Source organism: Rheinheimera sp. A13L (assembly GCF_000217935.1).
Classification (GTDB): Bacteria; Pseudomonadota; Gammaproteobacteria; order Enterobacterales; family Alteromonadaceae; genus Pararheinheimera.
In genome coordinates, this window is sequence record NZ_AFHI01000072.1 from 58,927 (window position 1) to 76,510 (window position 17,584).

Annotated in this window: 17 protein-coding genes; 7 read left to right on the plus strand and 10 right to left on the minus strand. The window is 47.1% G+C overall.

The window, feature by feature from the left end; all coding sequences use genetic code 11:
- Position 1 precedes the first annotated feature (1 nt).
- The 4 genes from RHEIN_RS19780 to RHEIN_RS19795 all read left to right on the plus strand — a co-directional run bounded on the left by RHEIN_RS19780 (position 2) and on the right by RHEIN_RS19795 (position 3,694).
- Entirely contained in the window at positions 2–796 is a 795-nt protein-coding gene (locus tag RHEIN_RS19780; RefSeq protein ID WP_008900764.1) for a thiazole synthase, read from the plus strand.
- Positions 793–2,346 (plus strand): thiamine phosphate synthase, encoded by a 1,554-nt coding sequence (gene thiE, locus RHEIN_RS19785; protein ID WP_008900765.1) that lies wholly within the window; start codon positions 793–795, stop codon positions 2,344–2,346. The genes RHEIN_RS19780 and thiE overlap by 4 nt, the downstream gene beginning before the upstream one ends.
- Positions 2,340–3,086: a HesA/MoeB/ThiF family protein gene (locus tag RHEIN_RS19790; RefSeq protein WP_008900766.1), complete on the plus strand. Its 747-nt coding sequence runs from the start codon at positions 2,340–2,342 to the stop codon at positions 3,084–3,086. Before thiE ends, RHEIN_RS19790 begins: the two co-directional genes overlap by 7 nt.
- Positions 3,087–3,148: 62 nt before the next feature.
- Positions 3,149–3,694, plus strand: coding sequence for a hypothetical protein (locus tag RHEIN_RS19795; RefSeq protein WP_008900767.1), 546 nt, complete (start codon positions 3,149–3,151; stop codon positions 3,692–3,694).
- Between the two features lie 132 nt (positions 3,695–3,826).
- Here the strand turns inward: RHEIN_RS19795 and RHEIN_RS19800 are convergent, their stop codons facing one another.
- From RHEIN_RS19800 to RHEIN_RS19840, 9 genes are all read right to left on the minus strand, one after another.
- Positions 3,827–5,371: a methyl-accepting chemotaxis protein gene (locus RHEIN_RS19800; protein ID WP_008900768.1), complete on the minus strand. Its 1,545-nt coding sequence runs from the start codon at positions 5,369–5,371 to the stop codon at positions 3,827–3,829.
- A gap of 172 nt (positions 5,372–5,543) precedes the next feature.
- Positions 5,544–5,939, minus strand: a complete 396-nt coding sequence (locus RHEIN_RS19805; protein ID WP_008900769.1) for a rhodanese-like domain-containing protein — start codon at positions 5,937–5,939, stop codon at positions 5,544–5,546.
- 130 nt (positions 5,940–6,069) lie between these two features.
- Positions 6,070–7,119 carry a hypothetical protein gene (locus RHEIN_RS19810; RefSeq protein ID WP_008900770.1) on the minus strand — a complete coding sequence of 350 codons (1,050 nt, stop codon included), beginning with the start codon at positions 7,117–7,119 and terminating at the stop codon, positions 6,070–6,072.
- Positions 7,119–8,174 (minus strand): hypothetical protein, encoded by a 1,056-nt coding sequence (locus RHEIN_RS19815; RefSeq protein ID WP_008900771.1) that lies wholly within the window; start codon positions 8,172–8,174, stop codon positions 7,119–7,121. The genes RHEIN_RS19810 and RHEIN_RS19815 overlap by 1 nt, the downstream gene beginning before the upstream one ends.
- A 306-nt stretch (positions 8,175–8,480) precedes the next feature.
- Positions 8,481–8,768: a HigA family addiction module antitoxin gene (locus tag RHEIN_RS19820; RefSeq protein WP_237704482.1), complete on the minus strand. Its 288-nt coding sequence runs from the start codon at positions 8,766–8,768 to the stop codon at positions 8,481–8,483.
- Positions 8,769–8,811: 43 nt separating this feature from the next.
- Positions 8,812–9,120: a type II toxin-antitoxin system RelE/ParE family toxin gene (locus tag RHEIN_RS19825; protein ID WP_008900773.1), complete on the minus strand. Its 309-nt coding sequence runs from the start codon at positions 9,118–9,120 to the stop codon at positions 8,812–8,814.
- Between the two features lie 123 nt (positions 9,121–9,243).
- A complete protein-coding gene (locus RHEIN_RS19830) occupies positions 9,244–10,428 on the minus strand; it encodes a serine hydrolase domain-containing protein (RefSeq protein ID WP_008900774.1) in 1,185 nt (394 codons plus the stop codon).
- 127 nt (positions 10,429–10,555) lie between these two features.
- The gene (locus tag RHEIN_RS19835; RefSeq protein ID WP_008900775.1) at positions 10,556–13,750 is read right to left on the minus strand and encodes a DEAD/DEAH box helicase; all 3,195 of its coding nucleotides are present in this window, start codon (positions 13,748–13,750) and stop codon (positions 10,556–10,558) included.
- A gap of 81 nt (positions 13,751–13,831) precedes the next feature.
- Complete coding sequence (locus RHEIN_RS19840) at positions 13,832–14,149, minus strand: hypothetical protein (protein WP_008900776.1); 318 nt, start codon at positions 14,147–14,149, stop codon at positions 13,832–13,834.
- Between the two features lie 292 nt (positions 14,150–14,441).
- On the opposite strand from RHEIN_RS19840, the gene RHEIN_RS20815 reads away from it, so the two are divergent.
- Positions 14,442–14,618, plus strand: coding sequence for a DUF1328 domain-containing protein (locus tag RHEIN_RS20815; RefSeq protein WP_008900777.1), 177 nt, complete (start codon positions 14,442–14,444; stop codon positions 14,616–14,618).
- A gap of 29 nt (positions 14,619–14,647) precedes the next feature.
- Entirely contained in the window at positions 14,648–14,929 is a 282-nt protein-coding gene (locus tag RHEIN_RS19850; RefSeq protein WP_008900778.1) for a hypothetical protein, read from the plus strand.
- Between the two features lie 49 nt (positions 14,930–14,978).
- Here RHEIN_RS19850 and RHEIN_RS19855 read toward each other — a convergent pair whose 3' ends face one another.
- The gene (locus RHEIN_RS19855) at positions 14,979–16,313 is read right to left on the minus strand and encodes a sigma-54 interaction domain-containing protein (RefSeq protein ID WP_008900779.1); all 1,335 of its coding nucleotides are present in this window, start codon (positions 16,311–16,313) and stop codon (positions 14,979–14,981) included.
- A 710-nt stretch (positions 16,314–17,023) separates the two neighbouring features.
- Between RHEIN_RS19855 and RHEIN_RS19860 the strand changes: the two genes are divergently transcribed.
- Positions 17,024–17,521 (plus strand): hypothetical protein, encoded by a 498-nt coding sequence (locus tag RHEIN_RS19860; RefSeq protein ID WP_008900780.1) that lies wholly within the window; start codon positions 17,024–17,026, stop codon positions 17,519–17,521.
- The last annotated feature ends 63 nt before the right edge of the window (positions 17,522–17,584 follow it).

A 17,584-nucleotide genomic window follows, 5' to 3' on the forward strand; every position in this document is an offset into this window, starting at 1 on the left:
TATGAACCCAGATTTCAATGTCTACGGTACGAAACTTAGCAGCAGGCTGATTTTAGGCAGCGCTCTCTATCCAAACCCGGCCTTGATGCAGCAGGCGCTGCAACAAAGTGGCTGTGAAGCTGTGACTTTAAGCCTGCGCCGCCAGGCGCCTGAACAACAAGGAGGCGAGCAGTTCTGGCAACTGGTCCGCGATTTAAAACTCAGGCTATTGCCCAATACAGCAGGTTGCCATTCGGTGCAACAGGCCGTGACTTTAGCGCAGATGTCGCGGGAGATTTTCCAAACCAATTGGATCAAGCTGGAACTGATAGGAGACGACTACAACCTGCAGCCCGACCCCATTTTATTGCTGCAAGCGGCCGAACAATTGCTGGCAGATGGCTTTGAAGTCTTGCCTTATTGCACTGACGATTTAGTGCTCTGCAAAAGGTTGTATGAGTTGGGCTGCAAGGTGCTGATGCCATGGGCTGCGCCTATTGGCTCAGGTTTAGGTGTGTTAAACCCTTATGCGCTGCGTACTTTAAGGGAGCGTTTGCCGGACGCCACTTTAATAGTGGATGCAGGTTTAGGTTTGCCCAGTCACGCCTGTCAGGTCATGGAAATGGGCTTTGACGGCGTATTGTTAAATTCTGCTGTGGCTTTGGCCAAAGATCCTGTGCTGATGGCCCAGGCTTTTTCGCATGCAGTAGCAGCAGGCCGCTCTGCATTTTTAGCAGGGGCTATGCCAAAACAGGATTTTGCCAGCCCTTCAACACCTGTACTTGGTATGCCGTTTTGGTTACAGGAGGCAACATGACTGATTCAGCAAATCGAGCCAATAAAACCACTGTGGTATGGAGTATTGCAGGTTCCGACAATAGCGCAGGTGCCGGTATTCAGGCCGACTTAAAAACTATCCAGAGTTTTTCAACGCCAGAGCAGCCCTTGCACTTATGCACTTTAGTTACAGCTATTACCGCCCAGCATAGTTCGGGAGTTGATAGTTGTATGGCTGTTTCTGTGGCTATGCTGCACCAGCAGGCTATGGCGTTACTGAAAGATGCACCACCTGCTGTGATTAAAATTGGTTTGCTGGTGAATAAACTTCAGGTGCTTTGGTTGGCTGAATTTTTACAAGAACTCAGGCAACAACAACCTGAGCTATTGGTGATTTACGACCCTGTCGCCATTAGCAGCTCTGGTTCAAGGATGGCGGACGCTGATTTATATCAGGCTGTGATGCAACACTTATTGCCCCAACTCGACTTATTAACTCCCAATTTGCCAGAGCTGGAAGCGTTAATTAAAGCTGCCCCCATCCAGCAGGCGGTGCAGCAATTGTTTGAGTTTGGCGTGAAGGCGGTATTAGTCAAAGGCGGCCACGACTTTGATACACAAAGCTGCACAGACGAGCTTTTTGTCAGCCCGCAGTTTCGTTACCGTGGTTATCCGGCTTATAGCCATCAGATCAGCCTTTGTAGCCCACGCCAACAACACCAGTTTAACCATGGTACAGGCTGTTGTTTTAGCAGCGCTTTGGCAGCAGCTTTGGCTTTAGGTTATGCCCTGGAAGATGCTTTTGTGTTGGCTAAAACTTATATCAATCAGGGTTTAAGTCAACCTGTTGCTATCACAGAATGTTCGGGCACTTTAGGCCACTGGGGTTTTCCAGCCAAACCGGAGTATTTACCAGAGCTGCTCACTGAAAATCTGCTGCCGCCAGCCAAAGCCTTTGCGCCACTGAAAGCGCCTTTAGGTTTATATGTGATAGTACCTTCAGTGGCAGAACTACAAAGGGCTTTGGCAGCCGGAGTTAAAACCCTGCAACTACGAATAAAAAGCACAGATCAGGCGCTATTGAGGCAAGAAATTCAGCAGGCGATCCAGCTCTGTCAGCAGCATGATATTCAGCTTTTTATTAACGATCACTGGCAATTGGCTCTGGAATTGGGCGCTTATGGTGTGCATTTAGGTCAGGAAGATATCAACAGCGCCAACTTAGCAACTTTGCAACAAGCAGGACTCCGGCTGGGTTTATCCAGCCATGGTTTTTATAAACTACTAAGAGCGCAGCAACTAAAGCCCAGTTATCTGGCGATAGGCGCTGTTTTTGCCACTCAAACCAAAGAGATGAGCGGTAAATTACAGGGGCTACAAAAACTAGCCCGATACCCTGGGTTATTCCCAACGACTCCGCTGGTCGCTATTGGTGGCATTAACCAAAACAATGCCAAAGCAGTTTTGGTCTGTGGCATCCAACATCTGGCGGTAGTACAGGCTTTTGCGACCGCTGCAGAGCCAAAACTATGGGTGCAACAAATGCAGCAGCTGATCGCCGGGGCCCAACTGGAGCAAAAGCTATGCTGAATGATTTGGAATTTATTCGCTATAGCCGCCAGTTGATGTTGCCCGGTTTTGGCGAAGCCGCTCAGTTGAAACTAAAACAGACGAGAGTGCTTTTGATAGGTTGTGGTGGTTTAGGCAATGCCGCCAGCCAGTATCTGGTGTCATCAGGTATAGGCCAACTGACGCTTGTCGATGGCGATAAAGTAGAGTTGTCTAACCTGCAACGGCAAGTCTTATTCCGCGACAGCGACAGAGGTTTTAATAAAGCCAAAATGGCGGCGCGCCAGCTCAAACAGCTGAATCCGCATGTAAAAATCACAACAGTAGAACAGCATTTTAGCGCCAACAATGCCAATGAATTATTGGCAAACACCGACTGGGTGCTGGACTGTACCGATAATTTCCAAAGCCGAAAACTCATTAATCAGCTTTGCCAGCAGCATCAAATCAGCCTGATTAGCGCTGCTGCTATAGCCCAACAAGGCCAGTTGATGCTTTGGCCTTTTGCCCAAAGCCGCAGCCCTTGTTACCAATGTTTATTCCCTGAATTAACAGACCAATCCGGCAATTGCAGTAACTTAGGCGTTTTAGCCCCTTTGCTTGGGATCATCGGCGCTATGCAGGCTATGTTACTGATCCAACAAATTATCCAGCCGGATAACCAGGCGAAGTTTTGGCATTTTGAAGGCATGGGGTTTAGGTTGATTGGTTACGACATGTCAACTACTACTTGCCAGTGTCAGTCAGTAAAAACAGCATGAAATATAGATATTAGTCAGGTTATAGTGACCGCATAAAGTGATGTTTCCCAAGGATGGTTGTTATGCGTTTTATTGCAGTTTTATCTGCGTTGCTGGCGTTATCAGGCTGTGCCTCAATCCCCTTTAGTACGATGGCCATATTTAGCCAGTTTGACGAAAAGACCCTGACCACAATCGACCCGAACCAGATGCTGGTGAAAGTCAGTGTTGACGATGATTTTACTCTGAAGCCGGATTCAACCAAGCTGCAGCTGAGTGTTAAGCCAAAGAATGCTAACAGAAGCACAGAAGCTGCTTTTGGCTTAGAGCTACTGAGTAAAGTTACTGAAAAACGTGCCACCGGCCTGTTTAGTGCTGAAATGGAGGTCACCACTTATGAGTTTAAAGTTGATCAGACAGGAGTAGCCGCATTAAAACAACTGCAGACCCAATTTGAAACTACAGGCATATCGGGCGACATGAGTTTTAGTGTGGAAACAAACTTTGACGTAAAAGATGGCACAGAAATCAAAGATGAAATGTCGCTTTGGATAGACCTCCAACTGTCTGAACAGCAAGGTTATATTCCTTTATTCGATGCGGCGAAAATGGAAGTGAAAAAGGTTTGAGTCGCGACATGGTTTTGCCGCTCGCCGGCTAAATCAACAAAAGCACTGATGATAAGAAGAAAGCGCAGAGAGCAGCGATACATACTCCTGCGCGGCTAGCCGCCTGGTATCTAGGTAAACTCAGCGGCAGCGTTAAACTCTTTTAAACCCGATCCTAAACCCACCCCAATGCCGACCTTTGACCATAATGGGCACTGACAAATCATGCAGAATTTCGCCTGTGTCGCGTTTATAGGTTTGCAGCAGCATAGGCTGGGTGTTGCTGCCACAGCGGCTGCCGGTGCGATCGCCAAACACTCGTTTGGTGCGGTTTTGCAGTAAGTCTTTCTCATAGTTGCCTGTTAAGGCCTGGCTGTATTTTTTATTGTGGGTGGGGAAATAACCTTTGCGATCCACACCACCAGCGTACAACACATTGTTATGCCGCTCTAAAATGGGCTCCTGGATCAAAGGGAAAAACTGGTCGGTAAAACTGTCGTAGCCGGTGTGGAATTTTTGTGGATTGGTATTGGCTATGGCCTGGTACTGCTCAGCAAATAACTGCTGTTCGGTTAGCTTGCCGTCGCTCAGGGCTTTTTCAAATAAAGCGCCTATAGCTGCGGCTGCTTGCTGAGCTTCTTTTAAAACAGGGTTAAAAAAGCTCTGACTGGTGACAGTGCTGAGTTCGCGGTAAATACTTTCGGTTTCCACCGACAACTCAATGGCTTGTTCGGCCACTGTGCTGCCTTTATGTTCTATTGCCGATAAGGCCTTATTAATACTCTGAATCGACTGGCCCAATTGCTGACTGGTATTTTCCAGGCCAGTACTCACCTGCTCTATTTGCTCCAGCGCAGCAGATACCTGCCCTACTTCAGTATTGATGCCATTAAAACCCGAGGCTACGCTGTGTAATTCCTGTTGCACATCACCACTTAACTGCACAAGTTGTGTCATCACATCCGCTGTTTGTTCACTTTGACTGCGAATATCAGCGAGCATTTTGGCTATATCTTTAGTGGCTTCAGAGGTTTTGCCTGCCAAAGCCCGCACTTCATCGGCTACGACCGCAAAACCACGGCCTTGTTCGCCAGCCCGGGCCGCTTCAATAGCAGCGTTCAGCGCCAATAAATTGGTTTGATTAGCCACGCCAGTGATGACTTCAGTAATACGCTGAATATCGTCAGCGCTGCCTTTAAGTTGCTCCAAACGGGCTGCTGCATCGCTGACTGCATTAGCCAACTGATTGATATTATTTACACTTTTTTGCAAGCGTTGATCGGCAGTACTACAGGCATTGGCGGTATGAGTAATGCTATGGCTGATTTGTTGCAAATTATCTGTGAGTTGACCGCTGGTATCGGCTAAACCAGAAGCGGCGCTGCCTATCTGACCACAATCGTCGCCGCTGTGTTTGATGTCTTTAATTAAACCATCGATATAAAAGGAAACTTCGGCTGCACCTATCGCCATTTTTGAAGTGGCTTCGGTAATATGATGGGCACTGTCGGCCAGCGTATTGGATTCATTTTGCGGCTGAGGTTCTGGTTGTTTTCGCCCTGTCCACAACAGGAAAGCACCTACAGCAAGCAGGTTGAACAGCACCAGCAGCCAACTATTCCAGTTTAGCCACAAGTACAGCACCTGCGCAGCAAGCCAGAACACCACAAAAACCAATGCAGCCCGTACATTTTCCATAACGACTTCCCATCAACAGTGGCCAGAAGACAACATGGCAGAAGAAAACGTCACAGAGTTGTAAACTCTGTAGCATTTCGGTTCTGGCAGTGTTTCTGTTCTGTCAGCAACTGTCAAACCATCCGCAGGGGATTGCGACTAAAGTCTAGGTCGCTTTGGGTTCAACCTTGCCTTATTGCCTGACAGGAAAACCACCGTCTGACCAAGCCTGCATACCACCAGCTATTGAGTATAAGTCACGAAAACCCATACGTTGCAGCGATTCCGCCGCTAAAGCCGAACGGGCTCCGGAACGGCAAATTAAATACAAAGGCTGATTCGCCAGTTCAGTTAAAGCTTCAACAGCATCCTTATGTTGCGCCACAGCCGGATGCTGCGGTAATTGCATTTCCAATACGCCACGCGGCATATTGACAGCAGTAGGTATATGGCCAGTCGCAAACTCAGCAGGTTCACGCACATCAATAATACGCGCCTGACTAGTCTGTAATAAAGCAGCCAGTTGCTGCACCGTCAGCTCCTGAATTTTCGCTTTAGCTTCCGCCACAAGCTGGGGTCCGGTTTTCATAAAAGCAGTCCTGTGTTGAGGGTTCGATTTACTATATACCGAAAAGGAGTAGAGGTGGAGTCACAGCTTCAGAGTACAGATACGCCAAATCCTCCATAAAGCAAAAGCTACAACGGATCTACAAGACCAATCACTTCCCCCCAGCCAACTGCTGTAAAAACTGCAAACGCTGTTTCTCTTCGTCACTTAACACAAAAGGCTCGTCGCTCAGTTGGCCAAAGTTGATGGCTTCTACTATAAAACCAGGTTCTTTACTGTCGCCGTAGCGGTTGGGTTCACCTGGCATGGCGGAGCGTAGTTCCAGCACAAAAGTACCAAGCCAATAAGGCCCACCTTGTTGCTGTAATACCTGTTTAAATGCTTTTAGATCCAAAGTTGCAGAACCTTCGGTCAGTTTCCCCTCTGCCGTTAGTACCGCTAGCGGCTGTTTGTTTTCGGTAAATAAATTGGCTCTTAAGCGGTACATCCCGGCTTTTTTTACATCAAGTTCAACAGGTATCACTAAATCAGATCCACGTGAACTGCTACTACCAATGCCGGTGATAGTGGCCACAGGAAAACTGTAGTCCAGCCCTGTTTGCAGCTGTTGGGTTTTGCCTTCTGCTTCAAATAACACCACCAACTCCATAGCGCCATCCCAGTTTTCACTGGCATCAAACTGATGCGGCCATTCGGTGGAGTCTGGCGTGGCTGTTAAGTCAGCTTGCGCCAGTACTTTGCCGCTTTGTTGTTCACGTAGTTCAGCTCTGGCATGTTGTGGCGACAACCCATCCATCACCAAAGTAAAAACCACGGCTTCAGGGTAGCTAAAGCGGTATTTTGGCAACACCAGACTGGCGCTGGCACCAGCTTCCAGCGGCAAAGCCACAGTGTCAAAATGATTGGGGTTGAGGAGCTGAGGATCTGCTGCCGATAAAGGCCTGGAGTAAGGCGGATAACTTAGTTCAGCCGCATAAGCCTGCGACAACAAACTAAAACTTTGCTGCAACTCTTCCTGCTGATACTGATCCATCTGCACTGGTGCAGCAGTTTGAGCATCGGCTTTGGCCTGGGGTTCAGCAATAGCTTCAAGCTGGGGTTTATCCAGCACAGCCACAGCAGTTTCAGCTTTGGGCCAAAACCAAAAAGCTGCCAGTGCCAACAGCACCAGCAGCATCATCACCAGAACTTTTTTTGGCATTAATCAGCAGCCTGACTGACTAAAGACGACATGCTGTGACGATCCGAACCTGTCACCAATAAATAGTTCGAAGCAAATATCCACCAGCCGCGTTTTTGCTGATAAGTCTGGAACTGCAAAGCTTCATTGTTTAAGTAATTAGCTCTGGCATTAGCTGCAGTTACTTCACCATCGCGGCTATCTTCAATCAGACCGCTGTGGCTGTAGTCGTTGCCCATCAGCATAGGGTAGTGATAGGGCATAAAGCCTTTAACGCCACTGCTTTGGCTGGCCAGTTTGCCATCAAAAGCCACATTGGCACTGCAGCTGTCAAAAGAGCCAACAGCAGAGGCACCACAACTGGAATGACTGGCGACTACACCATCGTCAGTCCCAGGTAAAAATGGGCCTGTGGCATTTAAAAAGTCAGAACCTGCGCCAGCAAAACGTAAACGTGGCACACGACTGCTGGGGAAACTCGCCAGTTGCCGTGCTGTATTCACCCGCAGATCGTTTAACACACCTATATTAGAAGGTGATGGCATTTGACCTAACCATAAAGATAAAGCAGCACGTAAAGCTGCGTCTGTCCAGCTGCCGCCTCCAGCCACATTGACTGCTAAATCAGCCAGTTCAACACCACCACCAGCGCCGGCAAAGTCAAAACTCGCAATAATATTTAAAGGTTGTAAACCTGCGTTTTGCAGCCATAAAGCCTGATTGTCGATGATATAACGGGTGACTAAATCACCTGTAGAGTGGCTGACAAAAATACAACCATTATTGCAGGTGCCTGCACGGGACAGCTGTTGCAGTTTTGGCCAGACATAATCAGTGGCAATTTTACCCGCAATACGTTCCTGTGAAGGCCAGTCGATACGCGCATCAGCACGGCTTAACCAAAAACCAGCCCAGTAGTCGGCACCATTGCTGGTGACATCAGCACCTACAGGCTTATCAGCCAAATTACCAGGCTGAAAACCATGCACTAAGACTACAGGATGACCATTCAAAGCAGCAGAAAGCGGTAAACTCAGCAGCGCTAATGTGGCTGCCGCCATTTTTAATAGTTTCATTCGTTTGTCCTTGTTCTTGTCTGTGTAAATTTATTGTTTTATTTGCATCATTTCCGTGATGCCAAGTTACAAATCCCAGTACAAGATAGAACAGCTAAATGACAATGCAATGGCATATTTGCGGCCAACGGCGCAGATTAAGCAGCAAAAGTTTCATGTTATGTTTGAATTTTGAGCTGCTCCAATTGTTAACAAATAGCTAAAACTTCAGGCCAAAGCGGCGGCCAGACCAGTGGAATTATAAGTTTGAATGGTTCTGGCGTTTAAAGTGATTACTCGAATTATTTTTTGAATTTGCTGAAATGATCAGGCTGCTGTAGTGAGCAATTTCTCGACATGAGGTTTTTCGCGGTTCTCGGCTAACCATGCATCGTAGTTAGCTTGCAGATTGATCCATACAGCCACATTGCTCTCTATAGACAATGCGATACGTTGCGCTATTTCTGGCGTGCAGGGAGTATGACCGTTACAGAAGTTACTCATAGTTGTACGGGACAACCCCAGAGCTTTAGCTGCTTTAGTGACGGATATGCCATGTTCTTCTAAAATAGTAACCCGAAAAACAACTCCGGGATGGGTAGGACACCTGGTCATTTTTTCCATACTAAACTCCGGTTTAATTCAAAGGCTGCTATCGCTACTTTTTGGCCTTGATCTGTTTACCATGATAGTCGCGGTAATCGAGTAATACGGCGCCATCATCTTCAATTTCAAAGGTAATTCGCCAGTTGCCATTCACTTCAATTGAAAAAACACCAGCGCCCGCTCCAAGCTTTTCCGCAAACTTACTGCCAAAAATAGCTCGCAAATCTTTTGGCTGATGTGATGCATGGATGGTATCCAGCATTATTTCAAGTTTGGCTGCATGTATGGGCTGCACACCACTACTGTCCCCTTTGTAAAACAAGTTCTTCAGCCCTTTGTGACTAAAACTCTTAATGGCCATAAGCTATTCCTTCAGCTTACCCCAAAGTGTAAAGCATTGCTTTACACCTATCAATGAAAAGGTACTTTATGGAAGAGCCAGAAAACTAATATTTAGCAAATATTAACTGCGTAACGCTGGTTTCTAGTCAGCCGTTTTGGCGAGCCCAACAGCTGAAGCCACAATATTCGCCAGCTTAGCGCGCAGCTCTGTGATAGAAGTATCACGGTTTGGGTGTACTCTGTTTGATAGCAGAATGATATAAGTGCGGCTGGCCGGATCTATCCAGATACTGGTGCCGGTAAAACCCGTGTGACCAAAAGAGCCTGGCGGCAATAAATCACCTTTAGGCGCTGAGTAGGCTGTTTGCATATCCCAGCCTAAAGCCCGGCTTTGATGCTCAATAACCACAGGCATTAATAAACGTTGTACGGCCAATGGAGACAACACTTTTTGGCCTTTTAGCTCGCCGCCATTTAACAACATTTGGGCAAATAAGGCTAAATCGTCTGCTGTGCCAAAAACACCGGCATGACCTGCCACTCCGCCTAAACGCAAGGCTGTTGGGTCATGTACTACAGCATGTAAATAAGGCTGAGCGTAATTGGGCAGCAGCTTTTGATAATCCGCATCCCCTTGCAGGTTTTCAGTGGGAGCCACACGCTGCAAATAAGCAGTATCTTGCGAGGGTCTTTCCAAAGGCAAATAGCGGCTGTCTTTCATTTTTAGCGGCTGAAAAATGCGCTGCTGAGCTACAAAATCCAAAGGCTGTTTTGTGATTTTTTCAACCACCAAACCCAATAAAATAAAGCCTAGATCTGAATACACAAACTGCTGATCGGGTTTGGTTTTTAACTGCAGCTTTGCAAGCGCAGCATCTAAGCCTGCTTTACCCTGCCAGAATTCACGCCTGTTAAAGCCATCAGCTAAACCTGAGCTGTGAGTCAGTAATTGCAAAATTGTGATTTTCTTCACATCAGCATCGTTAAGCTGCTGCAGGTACTTGCCAACAGGGTCTGTTAAACGCAACTCGCCCTGCTCCACCAGCTGCATTATTAAGGTTGTGGTTACTACAGGCTTGGTTAAAGAGGCTAAATCAAAGACTGTATCTGGTGTGATCACAGAAGCTGCTGGTGAATAAGTTTTAAAACCAAAAGCTTTGCGATACAAAATCTGCTCGCCACGCCCCACCAGCACCACAGCGCCAGGTAATTGCTTATCAGCTATAGCCTTTTCTACCAAAGGCGCTATGCGATCATAAGGTTCAGTTGCCAGAACTGCAGAACTGACGCAACACAACAGGGAAAACAATACGTTTTTGATTTTCATAAAATTTTTCCCGTTATATTTACCCCAAGTGTAGGAGCGGGGCTTGTCCCCGCCCGTCCAGAAGCCGGGTCGGTGTCGAATAGGGCTTGCCCTGCCCGTGCTGAGTTCAATAGTCGACCAGAACGAATTAGTTCTCACTAAACAGCGCCAATAAATCCTGCGCTTCGCCTTGCCAGATATGGCTTTGGCCCAGACTGAAAATCTGATCAGCCAGCCCTTGCTTAAACTGTTGTAACTGCTGTACTTTTTCTTCCACAGTTTTGCTGATAATCAGCTTATAGACAAATACCTGCTTATCCTGGCCTATACGGTAAGCGCGGTCTGTCGCCTGATTTTCTGCCGCCGGGTTCCACCATGGATCGTAGTGGATCACTGTATCAGCAGCTGTCAGGTTTAATCCTGTGCCACCTGCCTTTAAGCTGATTAAAAATACAGAATTGTCGCCGAGCTGAAATTCGTCTATTTGTTCCTGGCGTTTTTTCGTCTGGCCTGTCAACTTACTGTAGCTGATATCCATATACTGCAGTTCCTGCTCTATCAGGTTCAGCATGCTGGAAAATTGACTGAAGATCAGCACCTTACGACCTTCTTCAATCATTTCAGGCAAGGTATCACGCAGCCATTGCAACTTGGCATTATTCTGCACCATCTGAGCCTGTTCTATCGGCACCAAACGTGTATCACAACAGGCCTGACGCAGTTTTAACAGTGCATCCAGATACTCAATATGACTGGCCGCCACCCCTTTACGCAAAAACAATTCCCGTACTTTGGTTTCCATAATTAAACGGATACTTTCATAAAAGTTACGCTGATCCGACTCCATATCCAGCAGCTGCAGAATTTCGGTTTTATCTGGTAATTCTGTCGCCACCTGTTTTTTAGTACGGCGTAACATAAAAGGCGCTATCCGCTGACGCAGCGCATGAGCCCGTTCCGCATCGGCCGATTTTTCAATGGGTTTGCGGAATACCTGCGTAAATCGCGCTTCTGTGCCTAATAAACCCGGCAAGACAAAATCAAATAAGGCTTTGAGTTCACCCAAATGGTTTTCCAGCGGAGTGCCCGTTAAGGCCAGCTTAAAGTCGGCTTTCACCAGTCGTGCACTTTGCGCCGACTGCGAACCGGCATTTTTTATATGTTGGGCTTCGTCCAGCGCCATCAAGCTAAAATGATGGGTTTGGTAATACGCTAAATCCCGTACCAGCAGCGGATAACTGGTGACTATTAAGTCGTATTTTTCCAGCTCGTCAAACAGCGCCTGACGCTTAGGGCCGTATAAAGTAAGGACTCTGAGCGAAGGGGCAAAACGGGCGGCTTCCTGCGCCCAGTTGCCCAACAAGCTGGTAGGGCAGACGATTAAAGCCGGATGTTTCAGTACACCCAGCTCTTGCTGATGTAGTAAAAACGCCAGGGTTTGCACAGTTTTACCCAGGCCCATATCGTCGGCCAGAATGCCACCTAAGCCAAAACGGCGCAGAAAACAAAGCCAGCTTAAACCTTGCTGCTGATAAGGTCGCAACTGAGCTTTTAAACTTAAAGGTGCTGCGACATCTTCAATGCCATCAAAATGATGCAACTGAGTCACGAGCTGCTGCAAACGACCAGCATTTAAATAACGAATTTCTTCAGCACCTGGGCCAGGTAACAAGGCCGCTTTGTAATCCGGTAGTTCTATTTCGCTGGGTGCTTTTTTCAGGTTTAGCAGTTCAACTATGGTGTCGATCAAGGGTTGAATCAGACTGACAGGCAGCGGTAATTTGCCTTGAGGTAAACTCAGCCACAAGGTTTCATCAGCCGCTGGCAAGCCAAAACTACGTAACCACTGGGTGATCAAAGGTAATAACGGAATTTGCTGACCATCAATTTCGACCTGTATCGCTAAACCAAAACCGCCGGTGTGTTTGTCTGTCACTTCCAGATAAGCTTTGGCATGGATCACCGCCTGATTAAAAGCTTTGTCCTGTTCAATGCGCCAGCCTTGTTGTTTCAGTTCGGGTATGGCTTGCAATAACGGCTGCCATAACAGCGGATTTTCCGGCCCTTCACCGCAGTCAAAATAAGGTGTAGTCGACTGCTCAACAGGCACAGAACGTAAACCGTACTGAGATACAGTTTCCAGCGCCTTGATTTCGCTGTCACGGTCACGGCGGATAAATACCGTCTGGTTATCCAGTTGCAACTGAGTTTGGGATTGCTGTAAATCCAAAGGCAACAAATGTGGGCCATATGCCATTTGCAAGACTGCCACAGCTTTGCTGACTTTGTTTTTTTGCGTCAGCAATTTCAGCTGCAATACAGGCACTGGCTTGCTTTCAATTTTTTGTACTGCACTGTCATCCGGCATGGGTAAATTGAGTTTGGGGAAAATTTGCTGCAGCCGTTTCATGCTGTCCGGCAATACGGCGGCTGGCACAGGTGGCATTCGCATTAACAGTTTCAGTTCACGGCCTGTAATGTCGCTTTCGAGCAAGCCCAACTGATTATTGACTAAGTCGAGGTAACAAGGTGGATCGGTATACACCAGTTCCAGTTCGCGATCTTTAGGCATCAGTTGCAACAACTGCCAGCCGGCTTTGCTTTTTAACCAGCGTAATTGCAGCGGCAGTTGATCAGCCCAAAATAGTTCGCGGCGTTCTTCGTCCAGCACACAACGGCCTGTTTCCAGCATTTTTAATAGCAGCTGATAACCCCACTGATCTTCCAGCAAGGCCTGACGGCGTAAATCAAACGCAAAAAACTGCTGCAATAATCTGTAATCATCTTCGGCCAGCCATAAGGGCCTCACTTGCCCGGAAAGCTCACTTTGGGCAATGATTTTACCTTTGCTGTAACTGCCATTTTTGGCTTGTTTCACCCGTTTAGGTAGCAGCTGTAAACCTAAGCTACTGGGGCGCAGTTCATACAGGACTGTATCTTCGGGGGTATTGGCTGCAACTGGCGGATTGTATTGTTCGGCTTCGCTAAACCATTGGTTTAACTGACGCACTGGCTGCTGCACTGACTTCTGTTGCAGTTGGTCCAGCTGATGTTTCAGCTTTAACAAGGCCGCCAGCACATGTTTGCATCTGTTGCCTTCAGAGCAGGTGCAGGAATCCGTCAGTTGTACCTGACCATCCCGCTCTGATAACGAAATCAGCTGTTTAAAAGGACTAAAGCCATCGCCCCACACCTGACTACGAATTTGCGAAAAGTCGGCTTCGTAATCCAGCTGCACCACTTTTCCGGCCAGAAAATAAGCCCGCGCCTTATGAAAGGTGGCAGGGTGAAACCAAAGTTGTAACTGCTCTGCAGATACAGGAAAAACAAAATCAGCCGTCATATGCCAAATTTTTTAAAACCAAATGGCGTTTATGCTACCTCAATTTGGCGGGCAGCCAAAGCAGGCATTTGTCGGATTAGGTTAATCTTCTGGTGATAAGGTCGTTAACACCACATGCCTTTTGATGTCTTTCACTAAAATTCCGCATTTAAATAGCTGCTTATGGATTTGTTTTTGAAAATACAGATCCAGCTTTTGTTCCAGCGCAGCCGCAAGAGCGGGTTCGGAATTAAACTGACAACGCACCAGTAAAGATCCCGGAAAGTTTTCAAACTCCATACTAAACCAGCAACCCACAAAATCGGCACACAAAGCTGCCGCTGCTTGCTCTACTGTTTCCAGCGACTTCAGCACATTGGCTTGTTGTTTTTGTTGCACCACACTTAATTTTTTTGCCATCGTTCACTCAGCTCCAGGCTTCTATATGCAGGATTATGCCATGGATTAAGCTGTTACAGGGTCAGGCTTTAGGCTCTAAAGCCTGACCCTGTTACTAATCTGCCTGTAAATTTTACCTCTGAAGCACACAAAACCCAGACAGCCTGTGTTCAGGGTTCAAGTATAAAATAAGCGATAACAATAACTTAGAGTATAAATTTTGACCTTGGCATAACGCTGGCTTAGTGAAAAAGTACGTTCAACCAAGTGCTGAAGCACTTTTGATGCGGTACTTAAGTACCAGGGAGCAATTATGTTAGGCTGGGCTTTAACTTTTCTTATTGTGGCCATAGTGGCCGGGATCCTGGGTTTTGGTGGCATAGCAGGTGCGGCAACAGGTATAGCAAAAGTCATTTTCCTGATTTTTATTCTGTTGTTGGTGATTTCGCTGTTAGCCAACGCCTTACGCGGCAAAACCCCTAAATTGTAAAACGCCGGAATTGGCAGAAGGAGAATGGAATGAAAACTCAAACTTCGTTGTTCAAAGTGTTATTTGCTGTAGTGCTTGCGACTTCTGTAGTCGCCTGTAGTGAAAGTGATGCAGATAAAGCCGAACACAGAATGGAAGAACTAAAAGCTCAGGCTGAGAAAACAGCTGCACAAGCTAAAGATAAACTGGAAGAGGCAGCTGATAAAACAGCAGATGCTTTGGAAGAGGCTGCAGACAAAACAGCAGAGAAAGCCAAAGAACTATGTGAAGCGGCCAGGGAAAAAGCCGACGCCAAAGACAAAGATTGCTAAACAATTGGGGCGGGGTTCTACCCGCCTTTATCAGGCCCTGTTCAGTCGATTAACTTTCCTGCTGATATTTTTCCAGTTTGTTATAAAGGGTTTTTACACTGATCCCCAACTGTTGCGCTGTGTCGGTTTTATTACCGCAGTTTCGCTCCAGTGCTGCAAAAATTGCGGCTTTTTCCAGCTCGTCCAACGGCATATCGGCGGGAATATCTGCCACAGCTGTCACCGAAGTAGCGACTTCCAACAGTAAGTGCTGTGGCTCGATCAGTTTATCTGCCATTATAAAAGCCCGCTCAACAGCATGTTTTAGTTCACGCACATTACCTGGCCATTTGTGCTGTGCTACCAGGGATAAAGCTGCATCAGACAGCTGTTTTTGCTGTTTTTCTCTGGCATTGCAATAGGCCAGAAAATGCTGAGCCAGACCGGTAATATCGTCTTCCCGCTCTCGCAGTGGCGGCACTTTCACCGGAAACTGCGATAACCTGAAGTACAAATCTTCCCGCAACATACCATCAGCAACAGCCTGCAGCGGATCCCGGTTAGTTGCAGCTATCACCCGGACATTGGCCATACACACTTTGTTACTGCCAACAGGGCGATATTCACCACTTTCCAGCACCCGCAGTAATTTCACCTGCTGCTCAAGCGGCATTTCTGTGACTTCATCCAAAAACAAAGTGCCTTGTTCCGCCTGAGCAAACACGCCCTGATGGTCACGTAAAGCACCGGTAAAGGAACCTTTGACATGACCAAACAACTCACTGTCGATCAGCTCCGAACTCAAAGCTCCACAATTAATCGCAATAAAAGGCTTATCGGCTCTGTGACTGGCTAAATGCACTGTATTGGCCACCAGTTCTTTACCTGCACCGCTTTCGCCAATAATAAAAACATTGGTTTCAGTGACGGCCACTTTACGTACAGTTTTGTAGAGCCGGAGCATGGCTGCTGAAGAACCTACCAATAAACCAAACTGGTCCAGATCACTGGTTTGAACTTTGCGCTTCACCACCACAGTGGACAACTGTCGGTAACAATCCTGCACTGCATCCAACACAGAGTTCATATCCAGCGGCTGGCGGAAGTGATAACCAGCACCACAGCGCATCAGTTGATCCAGCGCTAAATCCGGTATTCCTTTGCTGATGAGAATGAAGTCGATTTCTGACAAGACATGACTCTGTTGCAACAATTCGTATTGAGCAGGCTCTGGATTGTCCATTTCAATGATTGCCAGATCGCAGGACTGCCTCAGCATCTGTTCAACCCAGCATTCATCTGGCTGGCTTTTGCAAATGACAAAACGCCGGACAATGTCGGACTGCAATAGTTGAGTAGTTAACTCTGGATCCTGCACATGCAGGAATAATAAAGGCTGGCTCATACATACTTTCCGTAGTTGAGAGCGTGTTGACGTTTCAGGGTTATTTTTGCAGCAGTCTGGCCGGTTTTTATGCAAGGCAGCACGAGTGCAGTGTAGTTATTCTACATAAACGAGTGCTAACACAGCAAAAAGGCCGGCCAGGCGCTGCCCTTCGGGTTCGTCTGGCGGCGCCCTGAGCTTTGTCACTCGTCGCTCATTTAGAATAACTAAACTTCGCTCCTCCTTTCGCGCTCAAAGCGGCGCCAGAACGAACAAAATTTAATCTCGAAACGTCAACACGCTCTAAGACTGTAAATTTAACAGGGGTCCTGAGTAAAACTTACCGATCTGCACTCAGCTTCCCGGATAGAAAAAATCAAAAATATCTATACATCATCAACTTACATTCTGGTACATGAATTGATTATGAATTATACCCAAGTGACCTCAAGATGCGAGTTTCAGAGCCGCTGGGCGCTTGCAATGCAAGGCGGCCTGGCGAAGCAATGTCGTCTACCTTGTGAGACAGGCTAACACCGCAGTGCAATCGCCCAGCGACTCCCTTCGGGCGGGGCTAAAAGCGCTTTATGCGGCGTTAACTGTTGTCGCTTTAGAACCACTAAAGCTTCCAACAGCTGCCTTGCCTAAAGCGCTTTTATCTCCCGCTGAATTCTGTATCTTGAAGTCACTTGGGTATAGATGGTTTTTATTTGCCATGGAGTACCAAACTAATGACAGACCCCTTGTTACACACAAGCTCAACATGCCAGCAGACAGAGCTGCTGGCAGATTTAAGCCGTTTATTTACCCGGGCTAAAATTTTTTACCAACATACTGCAGAAACTGTCGGACCAGGTAACCTGCGCCGACAATTTTCAGTGCTGGCAGAGCTGCACCAACAAATTTTATATTTGTTTCCACCGGTCGACAGTAGTACGGCTGAAGGTAGCGCTTTATCCGAGCTTAGCTGCTGGTATAACAACCCACCCAACCAGACCTCAGTGCCTGCTATACAGCAGCAACTTGCTACTCAACTGCAGCTGCAAAAAGCACTGATCAGAAGTGGCGATTTACCCCAGCATCATAAAAGCTTGTTGCATTTTACCGCTAGCCTGCAAATAGCGGCCGATCAGTTGGCACAAAGTGAAACTCTGCCGGCAGAGTATGAAACTTTTACCGAACAGTCAGCCAAAATTACAAACATAAAATTAACATCAAATGAACCGTAAAACATAGTCTATATAAATCAATAACTTAAATTCTGGCATCAAACTGGCAATGTCTATTCTGTC